Raw genomic sequence first — 19,074 nt, forward strand, 5'->3', positions numbered from 1 at the left:
TCCGCCAGATGGGCGTTGATGGCCTCGAAAATCCGCTGGGTCAGGCCGTTTTGCTCCAGCAGCCGCCGGAACTTAAGCAGGGTGGTGGCATCCGGGGCGTCCTCCCGCGAGAGGTCGATGCCGACAAAACGCCGGATGGCCTGGCTGTCGTAGATGGCGTCCTCGATGCCCTCGTCGGAGAGCCCGAAACACTGCTGGGCCACATACATCCGCAGCATCCGCTCCAGGCCGATGGGCGGCCGGCCACGACCGCCACCCTTGGGGTAGAAGCCCTCCAGCTCCGCCACCAGGGCCGACCACGGCGTGATGGCCTCGATGTCCGCCAGGAACCGGTCCCGGCGGGTCACCTTCTTCTTGCGGTCGTACTCCAGGTCGGCAAAGCTGGTCTGCATCAGCGCTCTCCGGCAGGCGTCCTCACGATGCCGCCCATGATCGCATGGCCCGGATCCGGCTGGAAGCCAAAGCCGGCCCCGGGCTGAATAAATCAGTGTTTCCCTAGTCTGGGGATCCAACGTGACCGTGGAGTGACTCGTGCCCCCCCCTCTTCGCCGACTCATCCTCGTCCTGGGTGACCAGCTCGACCGCGAGCACCCGCTGCTGCGCGCCGCCGAGCCGGCGCGGGACGCCCTCTGGATGGCCGAGGTACCCGCGGAATCCCGGCGCATCCCGAGCCACGCGGCGCGGACCACCCTCTTCCTGGCGGCCATGCGCCACTTCGCCGCCGACTGCGAGGCCCGGGGCTGGACCGTCCACTACCGCCAACTGGGCCAGCACGATGCCGAGGATCTCCCCACCGCCCTCGCCCGGGACCTGGTGACCCTGAGTCCGGAACAGGTAGCCTGGCTGCGGCCCGGGGAATACGGCATTCGCCAGGCCCTCCACGCCACCACCACGGCCGCCGGCCTGACACCGGAAGAGCACGAACCAACCCACTTCATCGATACCCCGGCCGCCTTTGCTGCCTTCGCCGGCCACCGCGCCATCCGCCAGGAGACCTATTACCGCCATCTGCGGCGGCGGACCGGGGTGCTCATGAACGGCAACGAACCCGCCGGCGGGCGCTGGAACTTCGATGCCGACAATCGGGCGAGCTTCGGCCGCGAAGGGCCCGGGCTCATCCCGGCGCCGAGAGCCTTCCCGCCCGATGCCGTCACCCGCCGGGCCCGGGCCGATGTGGCCACTTACCTGCCCGACCTCCCCGGCTCGGCGGAGGGGTTCGACTGGCCGGTCACCCCGGCCGAGGCAGAGCAGGCGCTCACCGACTTCACCGACCATCGGCTCCCCGACTTCGGCCGCTACCAGGACGCCATGTGGACCGGCCACGGCGTGCTGTACCACGCCCGGATCTCCGCCGCCCTGAACCTCCAGCTCCTGGATCCCCGCCGGGCCATCGCGGCGGCCGAGACCGCCTGGCAGGAGGGACGGGCGCCGCTGGCGGCGGTGGAGGGCTTCATCCGCCAGATCCTGGGGTGGCGGGAATACGTGCGGGGGATCTACTGGCAACGCATGCCGGACTACCTCGACGCCAATGCCCTGGGCGCGGACCAGCCCCTGCCGGCCCTCTACTGGACCGGCGAGACCGACATGAACTGCCTGCGGGAGGTGGTCGGCCAGGTCCTGGCCACCGGTTATGCCCACCACATCCAGCGGCTGATGGTCACCGGCCTCTTTGCCCTGCTGGCCGGGATCCGACCGCGGGAGGTCCACGAGTGGTATCTGGGGATGTTCGTGGATGCGGTGGAGTGGGTGGAGGCGCCCAATACCCTGGGCATGGCGCTCTACGCCGACGGCGGCGCCCTGGCCACCAAGCCCTACGCGGCCTCGGGGCGGTACATCCAGCGCATGAGCAACTACTGCCGGGGATGCCGCTTTCGCCCCGACCGGCGCACCGGCGAGGAGGCCTGCCCCTTCACCACCCTCTACTGGGCCTTCCTGGACCGGCACGAGGCCCGCTTTGCCAACCACCCGCGCATGGGCATGGCCGTGAAGAACCTCCGCCGTCTGTACGACGGCGAGCGCCACGCCATCCGGGAACGGGCCGCCGCCCTGCGCAGCGCCCCGCCCTGAGGCAGCCGGATTTTCCACCGCCCACGAAAAAGGGCCGGCGCCCGAGGCAGCCGGCCCTTTTCGAGATCGGGAAGTGTCCAGTGGGAAGGACAACGACCCGTTTGTAATGGCGCGCTGGGGAGGATTCGAACCCCCGACCTTCTGGTTCGTAGCCAGACGCTCTATCCAACTGAGCTACCAGCGCGTAAACAATTATTATTCCATTGGTCCGCAGCTCACGCAAGGAGTAACGGGCCAAACAAAGTGGCGGAGAGAGAGTCGAGCCCTCCAACCATTTCCTGACGCTTCAGACCGATTCCCTGCGCCCCGGAAAACCTCGATCTTTCAGTCAGTTACCGGAACCTCTTCCGGCTTGGTCGTTTCAGAACCCTTCAGAGCCTGTCCTGAAAAACCACTCTAGCACCGAAAATCTGTGGGACTGAGCGTGGGTCTCAGTGTGGTCTCCCCCGGTGCTGAGGTCACGTATGGTGCCCCTGACCGCCCCTTGGGTCAACCGATTAGGTGGTGACCCGCCTCTCGCCAAAGTAGCGCCCATGCCTCTTCCAGGTAATCGAACGAAGGCAAGCCCCTCGGCGCACGTTCGACTCCCTCATAATGTGGGACTAGACGTGGGCCTCGCAGTCTACCAAGCTAGTACCTGTTCCTCGCTTAGCTCGGAGTTCTCATGGCCGAACGCACAAGGAAGAACCCCCTGTCCGCTCGTCAGGTTGGCCGCCTCACGAAACCGGGTCGCCATGCCGTGGGGGGAGTGCAGGGACTCTACCTCTATGTTCGGCCTGCCGGCACCCGCCAGTGGATCCTCCGCGTCCAGCACCAGGGGAAACGCCACGACATCGGCCTGGGTGCCTATCCCGACGTCTCGCTCGCCCAGGCGCGCGAGGATGCCCGGGTGGTGAAGCGCCACATCCGGTTCGGGCAGTTCCCGCTGTTGCATGACACCGATGAGACGGCCGCCGTGGCCGACCGCATCCCGAGCCAGGAGCCTGTGGGTCACCCGGCGCTGAACCGTATCCAGGATGCAGCGGACCAGACGGGCACCGAAGACGCGGGACCGAGTGAGGCCGTCGACCCGGCACCGTCTTTTCAGGAAGCGACCGACAAGGTCGTTGCGCGCAAGGAACAGGAGTTCCGCAACCCGAAGCATGCCTCCCAGTGGTTGAGTACGCTACGCACCTACGCCTTCCCGAAACTCGGCCGCAAGCCGGTGGATACCATCCGGGTGCAGGACGTGTTAGCGGTGCTAGAGCCCATCTGGTCCGATAAAACCGAGACCGCCTCCCGGCTGCGCGGTCGCATTGAGGCCGTCCTCGGCTGGGCACAGGCCCACGGCTATATCGAACAGAATCCAGCCGTCTGGAAGAACAACCTCGATGCCCTGCTCCCCGCTCCCAACAAGGTCAAGCAGAGCCGGCATCATGCCGCCCTGCCCATCGACGACGCGCCCAAGTTCGCGGAGTGGATGGTAGCCGAGCCGATGGAGCTCCTTTATAACTCCACGCGGGCTGCCCTAATGGTCGTGCTGCTTACGGCCGTCCGGAGTCAGGAGGTCCGGCTGGCCCTCCGGCCCGAGGTCGACCTGGAGCGGGGTGTGTGGACAATCCCCGCTGAGCGCATGAAGCACCCCCGCGAGCACCGGGTGCCGTTGGGGCCGTTCGCTCAGGCGTTCTTCGAGCGGCGCATGGCCGCCCTGCGGCTGAATGGCAAAAATGACCTGTTCTTCCCTGGCCAGCGCGGAAAACGCCCCCTTTCCGACATGGCCATGGGTAAGCACCTCAAGGATCAGGGCTTCGCCACGACCGTCCACGGCCTGCGGTCCACCTTCCGGGACTGGGCCGCCGAGCGCACTCAGCACCCCCATGAGGTCGCGGAGATGGCCCTTGCCCACACCATCCCCAACAAGGCCGAGGCCGCCTACCGTCGTGGCGATCTCATCGAGAAGCGCCGGGCATTGATGGCGGACTGGGAGCAGTTCCTAGGACTATCCTCAGAACTTATTACTTGAATTTCTCCATCACCAGCACACTACGTGACCAAGAAACCACTGATTTATCTCAGCCCCGTCGTAAGCTGCGTGGGGGACCGGCATGACGATGCTATCTGGAACAACTTCACGCTCACTTTAATCCTCGGTAACCGTTCGCCCATCCAAACCGAAACGCTCTACCTCCATAATTGGTAGCACGCTGACGATACACTAACACCTCAAACCATACAGCTCTCATATATCCCCAAAAACGCCCCTCACCTAAGGTGGGACTTGAGAAGCGAAACCATTTCTTCACTCGAGCCATTTCTGGCGATATCCAGCGGTGTCTTCCACCAATAATTCGCCACATTTGGGCTTGCTCCTGCCTGAAGAAGCCATGCCACCAATTCAATATTCCCCAAACTCACAGCAACATGAATTGGATAGTCGTCTGCTGAATCGCGCAGATTTATAAAGTATTGAACATCCTTTTCCTCGAATCCATAGAAATAATCTTTTAGAGAGCCGGCGGGAGCACCGCTTCGAAGAATAGCAATAAATTCGTCAAAATCAAGGAGCGACGTTATAGATTCCTTTTTCGTTCTGGTCTCCTTTTCAGAAAGGATCTCATCAGAGAAGTCAATATCATCTCTTAATGATTGCACTCGCAACCTAATGTATTCCGAAATCTGCCTTTCTCTGTTGTGTCCAGCCCTTTCAACAGCTTTCAACCATAGCCCCTCCTGCCGAAAACCGCCTCGCAGCTCTTGTGCAACTATGGAATACAAATTCTCGTCATTTTTCCGGCGCGCTATAGAATTTTTCTTGAATTTTTTAAACATGTGCATCGCACCCTCAATTGATTTAGCGGATAACCGTCGCGCCCGCGAAAAACGAAAACTTTTCAATCCACTTTTTTATAACGACGACACCTCGGCGTGGACCCCTAACGCAGGATCGGGGCAACGCACTGAAAAGTCAAAACCAAAGGCCTCTCCATCGGGTTCATGGGTCCGGCTGAAAGCAAGTTGAGTTGCTTGGAGTCGCTACATGGTCTCGGGGTGACGTCGGCAGGAAATTTGCACCGCCCCGAGCTGACCAATCACCACCGCCGAACCAGAGAACCAGAGAACCAGAGAACCAGATATATAGCGGGAAAGATGGACCACTTACGCAAACGCCAAACTTTTCCGGCTAATTGATCGTTGATATGACCAGATTATATGTCGGACGCAGTCCGTCTGACTTGAGACCACGGATTTATTCTTGCCCCCAAAATTTAACCCTTACCAACTTGTCACCTAAGAAAAGAATGGCCAAAAACCGCTCCGGCTGTGACTATCTCCCAACTAACCATAAAAACTTCCATTTATCACGCCAGCAATCGATGCCAACGGCTGGGGCTTTAGCATACCCCATCAATACTTAGGCGCCCATGGATGACATTTTTTAATGCCATAACCTTCATCAATGGCCACCGCAGAAAAGTTTTGGCACACTGCTTCGTCAAAAAAGGGGCCAACCTTTTCCCATTCATTGTCCATAAGCGAATCGTATACTTCAAAAATGTACACCACTTCCGGCAAAACACCATTACCTGCTATCGCTTGAAGCCGCGGGCGGGTCACATCGCGCAGCTTCAGACTAATAGCGCACGCCTTCCGATATCGCTTTAGAAGCTCATCCCCCGAGCCCGCTTGGACCTCATTCTCGGTCCACCCACGAGTCAGTACAGTAGCAAGGGAGCAAGCACTAGGCTCTTCCAATGTCTGTCCAGTAAATGTTCCAAGCATGAAATCGGATGCCGCTGCCGAGCTAACCTTGGAGACTGACCTGTAAAGCTCCAATCCTGGATCTGCCTTTTCTAGAATTGCCTTTTGCGATCTTACCTCTTGCCGCTTCTTATCGGAAACGACCCAGTCCAACAAACTCCCACTAAAAAGTAGCATAAACCCAATAACGAAAGCAGCAACGACATCTTTCCAACGCTTGAATTGCTCCCACAACTTTGACATTAGGTATACCATCTACAAAAAGATTGGAGTTGCACCGTCACCACCTCGGTGGTCGGCTCGTTACGGCTCTGCCTACCCTAGAGAGCGCCAGCATGCTGTCGAGAAACTGCCGCTTTCACCGGCTGATTGACCTCGGGTGGAACTAGTACTCTTGGGTGATCTCGCTGGCCGTCTTGTGACCTTCCGCGGCGTTTTGGGCTCGCATACCTTGAGGTCGGCTCTGAGTCGTTCGCCTCGTCCTCGAGACTTTGGAAAGCTCCTCTTCTTGGGCCGTGGATAGCTTGCCAAGCTCTATTTCTAACGTAGACCGAAAACCGGGGTTCAATTAAGTCCAGCACAATCGGACAAAGGGCACCTAATGCCTCGGTCTCCATGGATGGACCGTTTCCTGGGTGCGCGCTCACCGATACTAGGCGCCGTATTTAGAACCGCTGCTTGATGAACTCGTTCATCTGGCTGGCCGTGAGCTCCGTGGTTGCCGCCCCACTTCGGATGAAGAAATGCTCGGTATTGCCGTCTTTCAGATACACCGGCTGACGGGCCTTCTGGCATTCCACCACGAACACCCGAGTCCCGTCGTAATCTTCGAAGCGTGGGTGGATATACATCATGTGCTGTGGCCCGAGCCGCTCCTTCACCAGGTTCACGAAGTGAAGGTTGTACTTATCCTCGCTGGCGAAGCCGTCGGCCTCGATTCCAACGGGATTCCCGTCATCGGCCACGCCGACGACCAGCTTGCCACCTGCCATGTTCAAGAAGGCCGCGATCGTCTTGAGAACCGCCTGCTCCATCCGGCTGTCCTTCTCTCCGGTATGGAGGTTCATCCGAAGGGTTGATTTGAACTCGGTCCCCGCAGACTCTCCTTCGGCTACAAGCGTCTCCACGGGGACTTCTCTTTCCGGGGCCTGGCCGGGAGTGGATTCGGCCGCGAGTTCGGCATAAGCATCCTTGATCACCTGCGCCATCAGTTCCCGGCGCCGGCGCAAGAAGGTCTCGTAGTCCATCGCATACCAGCCCTCCGGCAGTGCATGCCAGTAGTACATGCGCTCCAGCTCCTTGCTGAAGAACTGGGCCTCGTATTCCGGGACGTACTCTTCCGGATCCCTATCCGAAATCGCCGTGTTGTCCCCCCACTCCAGCACCGTGAAATTGGCGATCTGGTTCGTCATGCGGTTCTCGGTTACCCCGAGCCGCGAAAGGTAGGCCTTCGGGAAGAGATGGTGGCGCTCCATGGAGGACTTGGTGCCTTGGACCAATGGGTCCATCAGCTCGGCCACCGTGTGCTTGGAGTACAACACCTTCGCGCCCAACAGGTTCAGCGCCGCGTAATAGGCGAACATGGACGGGCTGCGTGCCGCCGAGGTGGCCAGCTCGTTGGGGAGGGTTATGGTCCAGTAGTCCGAGGTCAGAGTGTCGTTGCAGACCTGGCGCAGGGTGGCGATGAAGTCCTCCGCCGTCTCAAGGTGGCGGAATCGCCGCAGGTCGAACTCCATGGCCGATTCCGGCGAGCTGGTGTAGCGCCCGGTCAACGAAGCCATGAAGAACCACTGCGCGGTCACCTGGCGCAGGGTCTGGTCGTCCACACCGAATTCGGTCCGCCCGAGGAGATAGAGGATATACGCGAAGATCAGCGAATTCTGCGAGCTGATCATTTTGTTGCTTCGGTATCCGGCGCGTATCAGCGCCTTGTGGAAGTCATGCCAATAGGTCAAGTTCAGGGTCCGGCTCTGCGCATTCTGCAGGACCTCGAACTGCTCCTGGCGGCGCGCCTCATCGAAAGACTCGCTCTGGAGGTCCTTGCCTCGGAGGATGGAATAGACGGTTTTCAGGCGGGCCCGCCGGAACCCCAGCCCAATATTAACTCGCAGCAACTGGTCGGGATCCGGGGCGATGAACTGATTATACGGGGAGGCACCCTTCGTCGACGGGCTCCGTGCGTCCTTGCAGAACTGCTCCAGCTCCTTGCGGCCCTCATCCCAGAACACCGACATCAGAGTCAGGATGAAGTCCGCCTGATTGAGCTTCTTACCCTCGCTGTTGATCCGGACGAAGACCTCGGAGACCTCCTCCTCGTCCAGGTTTGCGGAGAGCTGTAGCGCGGTAAAGGGATAGTAGAGCAGGTTACTCAGCCGGCTTACGGCGTTTTGGACCTGCTTCTTCTCCTCGATCCCCACCTCACGGGCCTCCCCGAGGCTCGCGAGGTAATTCTCCACCACCTGGAAGACGTCCGAGTCCTTCCCCCAGATCTCCGAGATATTGGTGATGTAACTGCGATCCCGCCGTATGGCAGCGTCGGCCACCTCGAACCTTTCCTGGAGGGGATTGAAGGCGATCTCGATCTGCTCGGCATCGTAGTTGTTCCGGTATACCGGCGTGCCCGTGACCACTGCATAGATCGCGGTAAGCCGCTGCTGACCATCAACGATAAGCAGGTCCGGGATCAGTTGCTTGTCTTCGGCCCCAATCTGCTTCTGGCTACGGTTCTGCATCGCCCCACCGGTCTCCCAGAAAAGGAGATAGCCTATGGGGAAACCCCGGTACATCGAATCGAAGAGATTGCGGACCTTGGTGTTCTTCCAGACGAAGGGCCGCTGGATATCCGGGAGCCCGATAGACCCCATATCGATCTGCTCGATCAGTCCGGATAACGAGTAATCGGCCTTCATGAAGTTCGTGGTGGTCATGGGGGCTCCTCGGGAGGTTTGCTTTAGGCCACTGCTTGGCTGGCAAGGCTTTCAGCCAACTTAGCCTGGACTTCACCCAACCCATTCAGCCGGGTTTTGAGGCGATCACATAGCGTCAACAGCTCATCTACTTTTTCAGATATTCTTTTTTGCTCTTTTTCTGGCGGAAGAGGCAACAAGAAAAACCCAAAATCCGAGCCCGACAAATTAGGTTGCGCAGTACCATTGTCATGCCTTCTAATCATCAGTTCAGCTACGGGGCTTTTGAGATACTTCAGAGAATACGTTTTCTCTAGTCCTGCATGCGGACGCATGATGACAAGGGACGACGCAATAGCCCCAACGCCAAAATCTTTTACCAAGGCGCACTTCCCTAAAGAACCTCTTAGACAGAAAAGTATGTCCCCGTCGAAAAACTTACCACTCCGCAATAGGTCGAAGCGTTCTCTTGATATATATTGAAGCCCATCACTTGAAATCAGATCCCCATCTAACTGGCCTGCATTCACAAACGGAATTCCTTCGGAGACCAGAGCAGACTTATTGGGATAATTTTTACCTCTGTCACCGTTTTCAAGATGGCTCACATTCCCAATTCGTGCCCAACACCACCCAGCAGGGAGATCGAAAGGTTTTTCGTCTTTGGTCACCTCTGGAAGACTTTTGGGCTTCTTTATAAAGCCTTCCTTGTATTGCTGCAGTTTCTCTCCCTCGATCCGTTTCAAAAGAACAGCAGCAGGCTCGTCGTTGGGATCCTGCGGCACGAGGCGGCCCATGACGGCGAGCTGGAGGATGGTCTGTTCGAGGCGGTCGATGCTCTTCTCGGTGGTGAACAGGGTGTCGAAGTGGGCGGCCAGACGGGCCCAGTTGTCGGCCAGTTCGGTGGCGTCCTGCGAGCGGGTCAGGGTTTCCAGCAGGGTATCGACGAGGGTCTCGTGGGCGCTGAGCTGGTCGCTGGTCCGCTGCTCCAGGTGGTCACAGAGGGCCATGAGTTCGTCGACCTTTTCGACGATTCTCTGTTGTTCCGCCTTGGGAGGAATGGCAACCACATAATTCAGGAGCTGGTTCTGAGTTATTCCGGAAACAGTAGTTCCGGTCCCAGTAATCTCCAAAGCTGAAAAAGCCAATAAAAAAAATCTTTCTGATATCTGGGAGCTGATCTTGATAGCCTTCAAATCCTGATTGAAAGCAATGGGGTTCTTACAAACTGCGACTTTGCCCAATCCCATTCGGGTACAAATCAGGACATCTCCTTCGTCCGCCAAGACGCTTCCCGCCTTCAGGCCTTCTTGGGTAATATGATCTTTAGAATCCGATATCTCTGTAAAAGCTCCTAAGTCTTTAACGCTTGCCCAAGAAATTTCCCCGCCCCAGAACGAGGGGTTGCTCTTGCTCGGCGTCCCGCCACTTCGAACTGAATTAAAGAGGCGTCCCAAGCGCGCCCACTGCCAGCCCGGGGGAAGCTCAAATTCCTTTTCTTCTTCCTCGATCTCCGGCAAAACATTTGGCTTCTTAATCTTCCCTTCCTTGTACAGCCGCGTTTTTTCCTCCTCAATGCGCTCCAGCAACTCGGAAGCCGGCTCATCCTCCGGATCCTGCGGCACCAGCTTCCCTCGCACGGCCAGTTCCAGGATCAGCTCGCGCAGCTTGGCGATACCCGTCAGCTCCGGTTCACCCCGGTTGTAGGTGACGGCGCTCGTCCAGAGGTCCAGGTGCTCGGTGATGAGGTCGGTGGTCATGGGGTCTCTTTGGCCAGCATGTTCATGATGAGGTGGATGAGGGTCTCTTTCTGGTCCGCGGCGGACTCGGCAACCAACAGGGTCAGGGCTGCGAGACCGGCGTCGTTCACCACGGGCTGACCGGCGTCATTCAGAAGCCGACCGTTGCGGTGGAGGAAGTCCACGAAGAGGAAGGCGCCGCTGCGCTTGTTGCCGTCGGCAAAGGGGTGGTCCTTGACCACGAAGTAGAGCAGGTGCGCAGCCTTCGCCTCGATGCTCGGGTAGGCGGGCTCGCCGAAGACGGTCTGGTCCAGGTTCCCCAGGATGGAGGCGAGGCCGTCGCCGCGGGGCCGGGCGAAGAGTTCGGTCGCCTCGGCCCGCTCCATCAGTTCCGCCTTGAGCCCTTCCAGGGCGGCCATGGCTTCGGTAGCGGTGGGTAGATCGCCGCCGGCCTGCCCGGGGGGCGCCTGAAGCAGGCCTTCATCATAGCGCTGGAGCCAGAGGAAGGTGCGGGTGTAGTGGCTGAGGATCTCCACCAGCCCCTGGCCGGACTGAGCATCCAGGGCAGGCGCAGTGGCGGCCTTGCGGACGAGCTGCAACGCCGCTTCCAGTTCCCGGGCGTTCTCCTCGAAGCGCTGGCGGTTGATGGTGTAACCGCGGGTCAGGTGCTCCTTGAGGATATGGTTGGCCCACTGACGGAAGCGGACGCCCTGCTGGGATTTGACCCGGTAGCCGACGGAGATGATGACGTCCAGGGAGAACTCCGTGACCGGCTTGTCCGAGGAAGCAATATGCATTTTTTGCATATTGGTCGCTTCCTCGAGTTCCCCTTCCCTGAAGACACTGCTGATGTGGCGCGAGATGACGGACTGATCCCGCTGGAACAGCTCGCTCATCTGGGCCTGGGTCAGCCACACCGTCTCTGCCTCGACCCGCACCTCGAAGGCGCCGGAGTCGGTCTCATAGATGGCAATCTCGCCCTCTTCCTCGCCCGATTGCATGGTTTCAGCCCTCGTGGCTGGTCAGGGCCTCGCCCAGGATGGTCTTGAGCTGGTCGCGTAGCTCCTGGATCTCGGCCTGCTGCTGCTCGTACCTGGCCAGCAGCTCCTCGGGGTCGTGGTCTTCTTCTTCCTCGGCGTAGGGGTTCTTGCGGTCCAGGTTGTAGTTGTCGGCCTGGATGTCTTCCACTGGCACCCGCCAGGCGTACTGGGTCTCTTCCCGGGCGGCGAAGCCGTCTTCCTCGGTCCCCCACCAGGCGCTCTCCCGCTCGAACTCCTCGAAGCGCATGGGCTTGGTCTTGCTGTAGCTCTTGTAGCCCTCGGGATAGGGGTGCTCGTAGTACCACACCGCCTCCGTGGGCCGGCCCTTGGTGAAGAAGAGCAGGTTGGTCTTGATGCTGGTGTAGGGGTTAAAGACGCCGTTGGGCAGCCGGACGATGGTGTGCAGATCGCATTCGGTGAGCAGCTTCTCCTTGAGCCGGGTTTTCATACCCTCGCCGAAGAGGAAGCCGTCCGGCAGCACAACGGCTGCCCGGCCACCCTCCTTTAGCAGGTGGATGAAGAGGGTCATGAAGAGGTCGGCCGTTTCCCGCGTGCGGAAGGCCTGGGGGAAATTGTTCTCTATGCCATCCTCCTCCATCCCGCCGAAGGGCGGATTGGCGATGATGACATCCACGCGGTCCCGCGGACCCCATTCGATGAGGGAGCGGGCCAGGGCGTTGTCGTGGCGGACCTGGCCGGGCACCTCGACGCCGTGGAGGATGAGGTTGGTCGTGGCCAGCAGGTGCGGCAGGGGCTTCTTCTCGATGCCGCTGATGGAGTGCTGCAGCGTCCGCTCGTCCTCCGGCGTCTCCACGTAGTGGCGGCGCATGTGCTCGATGGCGCTGATGAGGAAACCGCCGGTGCCGCAGGCCGGGTCCATCACCTGCTCCCCGAGCCTGGGGTCCACGCGGTTGACCATGAACTCGGTGACGGCCCGAGGGGTATAGAACTCCCCGGCATTCCCGGCGCTCTGCAGGTCCTTGAGGATCTGCTCGTAGACCTGGCTCAGCTCGTGCCGCTCGCCCGACTTGTTGAAGTCGATCTCGGCCTGGATCTTGTTGATGACCTGGCGCAGGAGCTGGCCGGACTTCATGTAGTTGTAGGCATCCTCGAAGGCGTTGCGGATGACTACCGGCCGGGTGTCATCCCCGCGCGGGTTGAGCGCCTGGAGGCCGGGGAACAGCTCGTCATCGACGAAGCGCTTAAGTTCATCGCCGGTCATGCCCTCGGGTTCGGCGGCCCAGTTCCGCCAGCGCAGATCCTCGGGGATGGGTGAGACGTAGTCGTCGTCCAGCAGCTCCCACTCGCGTTCGCGGTCGTCGTAGATCTTGAGAAAGAGCATCCAGACGAGCTGGCCGATGCGCTGGGCGTCACCGTCGACGCCGGTGTCCTTGCGCATAATGTCCTGGATGGACTTGATGGTGGTGCTGATCGCCATGGGTCGGTTGGTTCCTGGTATTCGGTCGGTGGGCGCCGGGCCCGGTCAGGCCTGCTGGTCGTAGAGGGCGCCTTCGAGTTCGCGGACCGCCTGGTCGTAGCCGGCCTTGCCCCCGAATGACTGGATGAGTTCGGTGGGCGTGCCCAGGCGGCTCAGAGGGTCCATGGTGAGGACCTTGCGGTCCTCGATGGGTTCGATGCCGGTGTCGGCGTATTTCTCCAGCAGCCCGTCCAGGACCTCGCGGGCCGGCTCGCTGTACTGCTGGAAGTAGTCCTGCTTGCGGACGTTCTCGGCCCGCTGCCGCCGACTGAGCGGCGGCTGGTCATAGACGATATGGCAGATGACGTCGAAGGGGTCCGGCTCCTCGCCAAGCGTATCCCCCACCTCCCGGATGAGGTCGTCCCAGAAGAGGCCCTGCTCCGCCAGCTCGTCGATGATGGCCTGCTTGCGGTCGGCGCCCTCCCACTGCTTGAGGAAGTCGTCCAGGGAGGCGTACTGCGCCCGCACCTGCTTGCGCGTGTAGTCCCGCAGGCTCTCGGTAATGAGCTGGCCATCCCCATCCAGATACTGAACCCGCTCCGCGAGGACCGAGACCGGGACGTCGCCGACAACGTAGCGGCGTGGCTCGTCATCGTCCCCTGCGTCCCCGTCGCTCCCGCCCCAGGGGCCGGTGGAATCATCCGTACTCCAGTCGGGCTCTCCCTCGATGCCGTACTCCCCCGGCTCCTCGGCCACATCGCCGCCCTCGGCCGGCACCTCTTCCAGCTCTGCGCCCTCCTCCGCCTCGGAGGGCTGCTCGTCGGTGGGCACGATGGGCTCTTCGCCGCTCGGTTCGTAGATCTGGACCGGGTCGCCGTCGAAGTTCGGATCCGCGAAGAGCTCCGTGGCCTTCTTGAAGTCGAGGATGGTGAACCAGTGCTTGTTGAAGTCATCGTTGATCCGGGTGCCGCGGCCGATGATCTGCTTGAACTCCGTCATGGAGTTGATGCGGCGATCGAGGACGATGACCTTGCAGGTCTGGGCATCCACCCCGGTGGTCATGAGCTTGCTGGTGGTGGCAATGACCGGATAGCGCGCCTCGGGGTTGATGAAGTTGTCGAGCTCGGCCTTGCCCTCCTGCTCATCCCCGGTGATCCGCATGACGTACTTGCGGTTCTCGGCCACCCGTTTCGGGTTCAGGTTCACCAGCGCCTGGCGCATGCGCTCGGCGTGGTCGATGTCCTCACAGAAGATGATGGTCTTCTGGTAGGGGTCATTGCTCTCCAGGTACTCCGTCACCCGCTGCGCCACGGCCTCAGTCCGCTGGTCGAGGACCAGCTTCCGGTCGAAGTCCTTCTGGTTGTAGACCCGGTCCTCGATGACGTTGCCGTGCTTGTCGGCCTGCCCCTTGCTCGGCCGCCAGCCCTGGAGGTCCTTGTCCAGGTCCACGCGGATCACCTTGTAGGGCGCCAGGAAGCCGTCCTGGATCCCCTGCTTGAGGGAATAGGTGTAGATGGGGTCCCCGAAGTAATCGATATTGGAGACCTCCTTGGTCTCCTTGGGGGTGGCGGTGAGGCCGATGTGGGTGGCGCTGCTGAAGTAGTCCAGGATGGCTCGCCAGGCGGAGTCCTCCGCCGCACTGCCCCGGTGGCACTCATCGATGACCACCAGATCGAAGAAGTCCGGTGAGAACTCCCGGTAGATGTTCTTCTCCTCTTCATTCCCGGTCACGGCCTGGTAGAGGGACAGGTAGACCTCGTAGGACTTGTCCACCGTCCGGTTCCCGATCTTGGTCATCGCCCGCCCGAAGGGCCGGAAGTCGTTGTTCTTGGCCTGGTCGATGAGGACGTTGCGATCGGCGAGGAAAAGGATCCGGCGCTTCTGCCCGGACTTCCAGAGGCGCCAGATGATCTGGAAGGCGGTATAGGTCTTGCCGGTGCCGGTGGCCATCACCAGCAGGAGCCGGTCCTGACCCTTAGCGATGGCCTCCACAGTGCGATTGATAGCAACCCGCTGGAAATAACGGGGCACGCGGCCGCTGCCATCGTCGTAGTAGGGCTGCTCCACCACCGGCCGGGCCGGACCTTCCAGCCCCTTCCAGCGGCAGTATCGCTCCCAGAGCTCTTCCGGGGAGGGGAATTCATCGAGGGATAGCTGCGTTTCGGTCTGGGCACCCAGCCCGGTCCGATCATGGAAGAGGAAACCGTCCCCATTGCTGGAGAAGACGAAGGGGACATCCAGGGCATCGCTGTAGGCCAGCGCCTGCTGCATGCCGTCGCCCACGCTGTGGCTGCCATCCTTGGCCTCAACGACGGCGATGGGCTGGTTGGGGCGGTAGCTCAGGAGATAGTCGGCGCGGCGCTGGCGCCCGCGCGTGTGGAGCCGGCCCTTAACGATGACCCGACCGGCGGTGAACGAGACCTCTTCCCGGATCTGCGTCTGGATATCCCACCCGGCCTGCTGCAGCGCCGGCGTGATGAACTTGGTGCAGATATCCCGCTCGCTCAGTGATCCGGTATCGAGCATGCCCGTCCTTCATCGTCGTCCGTGTACCGCGTACCTGACCATTATCCCGGCAATGCTGCAAGCCGCGGGACCAGTGGGGGAGCTTGCCTCACCACCACGACAGACGCTGTCGCGAACTCCTACGTGTTGGCAGGAGTGGACTTACTCCTCGTCAGGGATGTGCTCGATGAGGTCCTGGATCGGGCACTGGAAGTAGTTGCAGAGCCGGTCCAGAACCTCGGTGGTGGTGTTGTAGCCGCGCTGGTTCCCGATCTTGGACAGCGTGGTGCGGTTCACCCCGGTCTCCTGGGCGATCTCACTCACCGTGATATGCCGCCCCTCACGGAACTCTCGGTCGGCGATGCGCTCCTTCAGGCGATAGCGGATCATGGGCGCCTCCTCTTTGGAGCGCACGACTATAAACCAAGCTGCCCAGCCATGCGACTCGACTTACCTGTGTTCTTGACAGGAACACTCATTGTGTTAACGTATGTGGCGTACGGTTAACGCTTGCGAGGAAAAATCATGTGCTTGATCCAGTCCGCGCCCCAAGATCCGAATGCCACTTGGAACGGTGAATACCGGGTAAGGCAGGTTCAGCCACTCAAGGCCTTCCGCGAGCTCTTTGTCCTCGAGCTCGAGGACTGCTCGGGATCACGCGAGGTGCGCTACCGAGCGCGGCTGGATGAGGCGGGCGAACCGGAGCTTCCCACGGTTAATGACGTCGTCCACGTCCATATCACCCACACCCAGGCCTCCGGTGGCGGTTGGTATGACCGCGTGGATCGCCTGGAAAAGACGACGCCAACCTCTGCGCTACGCCTGCTCCCGCCCCGCATCTGCCCGGAGCCGGAGGCACTGCGCCGTCTTCATGAGGTTCTGGAGACGGAGATCCGGTCTGAACCACTCCAGCGATTCGTGGACCGGGTCTTCGAGGACGAGGAGACAGCCCGCGCGTTCGCCACCGTCCCGGCAAGCTACGACTGCCACCACACCGAGGCTGGCGGGCTTCTGGTTCACTCCCTGAACGTGCTCGAGTACCTGAGACAGATGCCGATGCAGTGCGATCTGTTCCAGCGGGAGTGTGTGCTGATCGCCGCCCTCTTCCATGACATCGGCAAGGTCGCCCCTCGGGTCCAGCGGCACAAGAGCCCCTACTGGAACCGTGAACATGCATTGTTGAACAAACTGATGCTGGAGGATGCCCTGTCCGGGCTCCGTCATCAGGACCCCGAGGCCTGGTCGAACCTCCACTTCCTTTTTGACTTCCTTGCCGGCACTGTCAGCGGCAACCGTATTCTCGAATCGCAACTGATTATCGACTTCGACCGGTATGACGCCGGGACGGATACCCGCGAACGGGCCATCGCCACGGCCAACCCCGGCGATTCAATAGTGGTCAAACAACCTTCCAATGGCGGCTCGAAGAGGGTCTTCTTCCTGCCCTCCCACGCCTGGAAGAGTGAGGAGCAGACGAAACTGGCGGCGGGGTGAACGCCTGCGAGAGCCGCTGCCCATGCGGTCTACGCCAGATAAGCGCGGTCCACCCGCGGCCGCCTTGAAATCCAGATCATCATCCACGGAAGACCGATCATGGATCCGCTGTGGGAGATGTTCCTCACTCTCGCGGACGCCCCGACCATCCCGTTCGGTCGCGGCGATCTCGCCAAGCTGACGCTCCATGCCGAGGACCAGAAGGGCGGAGGCGATGACCCCGATGCTCACCCCGGGATCGCCCTTCCCCACCCGCTGGACTGTATCCGGGGAGACATACATCCGCTCAGCCATGGAACGCACAGAGATCCGGCGCCGCCGCCGCGCCCGGGCAATGTTCTCGCCAAGTGTACGCAGTGCACGCTCGGCCGGCGGGTTGAGGCCCTGGTGGGCGCGGGTTCTGCGAGTCATTGGCTGTAACGATTGTACCGATAAAGTCGTCCCTATATAGAGTATAGTACTACGAAATCGGCACTGCCGAGGACAGTAGTCGCTCGAAGAGGGGTTTCCTTTACTTTCTTCCGGTAGGCCGAATTCAAAGGAAACACCGGGCAAGAGACCGGGCTCCCGACCGACACCCCCGGATCCTCAATCCACCACCGTGCGCAGCCAGTAAGACTGGCTGGCCCACATCATCCCCAACAAGGCCGAGGCCGCCTACCGCCGTGGAGACCTCATCGAGAAGCGCCGGGCGCTGATGGCCGACTGGGAGCAGTTCCTGGGGCTGACGCCGGACCGGCTCGACACTCCCGCCTGAACGACCCTGGGCCAGGGTCCGCCCGGTAAAAGCGCATACCTAATTGTACCGGGCGAACTTTGGCCGGAATCGGGCGATCTTTCGCCCACCTGGGCCGGGCCGCCCTCTTCGGCCCCCTCATTGGGCGATCTTTCGCCCGGTAAATCCGAGTACGGAATTGTACCGGGCGAACTTTGGACGGAAGCGGGCTTTTTTCCGCCCACCGGTTCCGGCAGCTTCCTCTCTTCGGTCCCTCCATTGGGCGAACTTTGGCCCGGTAAACGCGCATACCTCTTTTTACCGGGCCAAAGTTCTCCCAGCCCCGGCTACGCGCGCCCTGGCCTCGGGGTTCTTCCCCCTCTCCTGCCGCTCTCGAAGTCCCCCGGAGGCGTCATATCGCTCCCTTTACCCACCTCCGCACCGAAAAGTTTCCCTCTAGTGGCATAGCAACATGTTGCACCGCAACACACTGATTTGCGGTGACGAACGCTCCGGCCCACGCTCTCTGCAAGAGCCAGAACCTACTAGAAGTTAGCTGCGCTAACTCCCAGTAGGCCAAGGGGGCTCCGCCCCCTCTGGAACCCCCGAAAACCCGCTGGAGGCATCATGGCCGCAGAGCAAAAAGCCGTCTCGGTACGCGTAGAGCGCATGACCAGGAACGAGTATCGGCATCAACGCGCCCACGACACCCGCACGGCGATCCCCGCCTATGCCGACGCCGAGCGCGTCCACCTGAACCGAGTCCTCGTCGAGTATCCCGATACCAACCTGATGGTCGAGGGGATACAGGCCTCCCGCCGCAACCGCCATCGGCGCGGCGAGACCCGGCGCGCGCCGACAACGCTGCGCAAGGATGGCGTCGTGGGCGTAAAGGGAATCCTCACCTTCAGTCATGAGGCCCAGCCCATCATCAAGGAACTGTCGACTGCGGAGCAGGACCGCCTCTACCGGAAGGCCGCCGATGCGGTCGCCGCCGAGTTCAATGCCAGCCTGGTCGGGCTTGTGGTTCATGCCGATGAGCAGGCCCCTCATGCCCACTTCGTCCTCCCCGGTTTCGACCAGAAGGGCCGACCGCTTAGCGAGCGAATGACCGACTCGCTCTACAGCCACCTCCAGGATGTCGTGGGGGTGTGAAGTGGACCCCGATTTTCGGACCAGGTGAGAAGTAAAGATTGGCAGGCTATCCTCGGCTCAAGCAGAGGAGCCTTCCCATGTCCCGAGGACGAGGCAAACGACTCAGTGCCGACCTCAAGGCCCGCGTGGCCCTGGAGGCCGCCAAGGGCCACAAGACGGCCAGCGAGATCGCCCAGGAGTACCAGGTTCACCCGACCCAGATCAGCCAGTGGAAGCGGCAGTTGCTCGACGGCCTGCCGGACCTGTTCGAGGCCGGGCAGAGCCGCAAGGAGCCGACCACCGAGGAGGTGACGGCACC

The 19,074-nt window shown here is 60.9% G+C and carries 15 protein-coding genes, 1 tRNA gene and 1 pseudogene; 7 read left to right on the plus strand and 10 right to left on the minus strand.

Going from position 1 to position 19,074, the window contains the following annotated elements; translation table 11 throughout:
- The coding region (locus BM272_RS13175; protein ID WP_240308140.1) for a transposase at positions 1-392 on the minus strand (392 nt) is incomplete at its 3' end.
- A gap of 139 nt (positions 393-531) precedes the next feature.
- Between BM272_RS13175 and BM272_RS13180 the strand changes: the two genes are divergently transcribed.
- Positions 532-2,067, plus strand: a complete 1,536-nt coding sequence (locus tag BM272_RS13180; RefSeq protein ID WP_093429262.1) for a cryptochrome/photolyase family protein — start codon at positions 532-534, stop codon at positions 2,065-2,067.
- Positions 2,068-2,174: 107 nt separating this feature from the next.
- Here BM272_RS13180 and BM272_RS13185 read toward each other — a convergent pair.
- A tRNA-Arg gene (locus BM272_RS13185) sits at positions 2,175-2,251 on the minus strand.
- Positions 2,252-2,731: 480 nt separating this feature from the next.
- On the opposite strand from BM272_RS13185, the gene BM272_RS13190 reads away from it, so the two are divergent.
- Positions 2,732-4,069, plus strand: coding sequence for a tyrosine-type recombinase/integrase (locus BM272_RS13190; protein WP_093429263.1), 1,338 nt, complete (start codon positions 2,732-2,734; stop codon positions 4,067-4,069).
- A 239-nt stretch (positions 4,070-4,308) separates the two neighbouring features.
- On the opposite strand, the gene BM272_RS13195 is transcribed toward BM272_RS13190, so the two are convergent.
- The 8 genes from BM272_RS13195 to BM272_RS13225 form a co-directional block, all read right to left on the minus strand.
- Positions 4,309-4,875 (minus strand): ankyrin repeat domain-containing protein, encoded by a 567-nt coding sequence (locus tag BM272_RS13195; protein WP_159433097.1) that lies wholly within the window; start codon positions 4,873-4,875, stop codon positions 4,309-4,311.
- A 576-nt stretch (positions 4,876-5,451) separates the two neighbouring features.
- The gene (locus BM272_RS13670) at positions 5,452-6,048 is read right to left on the minus strand and encodes a hypothetical protein (RefSeq protein WP_143613308.1); all 597 of its coding nucleotides are present in this window, start codon (positions 6,046-6,048) and stop codon (positions 5,452-5,454) included.
- 422 nt (positions 6,049-6,470) lie between these two features.
- A complete protein-coding gene (locus BM272_RS13200) occupies positions 6,471-8,732 on the minus strand; it encodes a GmrSD restriction endonuclease domain-containing protein (protein WP_093429265.1) in 2,262 nt (753 codons plus the stop codon).
- Positions 8,733-8,755: 23 nt separating this feature from the next.
- Positions 8,756-10,471, minus strand: a complete 1,716-nt coding sequence (locus BM272_RS13205; protein ID WP_093429266.1) for a restriction endonuclease subunit S — start codon at positions 10,469-10,471, stop codon at positions 8,756-8,758.
- Positions 10,468-11,451, minus strand: coding sequence for a virulence RhuM family protein/type II toxin-antitoxin system death-on-curing family toxin (gene rhuM, locus BM272_RS13210; protein ID WP_093429267.1), 984 nt, complete (start codon positions 11,449-11,451; stop codon positions 10,468-10,470). The genes BM272_RS13205 and rhuM overlap by 4 nt, the downstream gene beginning before the upstream one ends.
- 4 nt (positions 11,452-11,455) lie before the next feature.
- Positions 11,456-12,928 carry a type I restriction-modification system subunit M gene (locus BM272_RS13215; protein WP_093429268.1) on the minus strand — a complete coding sequence of 491 codons (1,473 nt, stop codon included), beginning with the start codon at positions 12,926-12,928 and terminating at the stop codon, positions 11,456-11,458.
- 45 nt (positions 12,929-12,973) lie between these two features.
- Entirely contained in the window at positions 12,974-15,433 is a 2,460-nt protein-coding gene (hsdR, locus tag BM272_RS13220; protein ID WP_093429269.1) for an EcoAI/FtnUII family type I restriction enzme subunit R, read from the minus strand.
- Positions 15,434-15,574: 141 nt separating this feature from the next.
- Positions 15,575-15,802 (minus strand): helix-turn-helix domain-containing protein, encoded by a 228-nt coding sequence (locus tag BM272_RS13225; protein WP_093429270.1) that lies wholly within the window; start codon positions 15,800-15,802, stop codon positions 15,575-15,577.
- Positions 15,803-15,943: 141 nt separating this feature from the next.
- Between BM272_RS13225 and BM272_RS13230 the strand changes: the two genes are divergently transcribed.
- From BM272_RS13230 to BM272_RS13245, 5 genes and pseudogenes are all read left to right on the plus strand, one after another.
- Positions 15,944-16,906, plus strand: a complete 963-nt coding sequence (locus BM272_RS13230) for an HD domain-containing protein (RefSeq protein ID WP_159433098.1) — start codon at positions 15,944-15,946, stop codon at positions 16,904-16,906.
- Positions 16,907-17,005: 99 nt separating this feature from the next.
- Positions 17,006-17,326, plus strand: a complete 321-nt coding sequence (locus tag BM272_RS13815) for a hypothetical protein (RefSeq protein ID WP_159433099.1) — start codon at positions 17,006-17,008, stop codon at positions 17,324-17,326.
- 202 nt (positions 17,327-17,528) lie between these two features.
- Positions 17,529-17,663, plus strand: a pseudogene (locus BM272_RS14255) (recombinase); the annotation flags it as partial.
- Positions 17,664-18,248: 585 nt separating this feature from the next.
- A complete protein-coding gene (locus BM272_RS13240) occupies positions 18,249-18,776 on the plus strand; it encodes a plasmid recombination protein (RefSeq protein WP_093429272.1) in 528 nt (175 codons plus the stop codon).
- A gap of 77 nt (positions 18,777-18,853) precedes the next feature.
- Positions 18,854-19,074, plus strand: a 221-nt coding sequence (locus BM272_RS13245; protein ID WP_143613310.1) for a helix-turn-helix domain-containing protein, incomplete at its 3' end; no start/stop codon positions are given.

The organism is Thiohalospira halophila DSM 15071 (assembly GCF_900112605.1).
GTDB lineage: Bacteria > Pseudomonadota > Gammaproteobacteria > Thiohalospirales > Thiohalospiraceae > Thiohalospira > Thiohalospira halophila.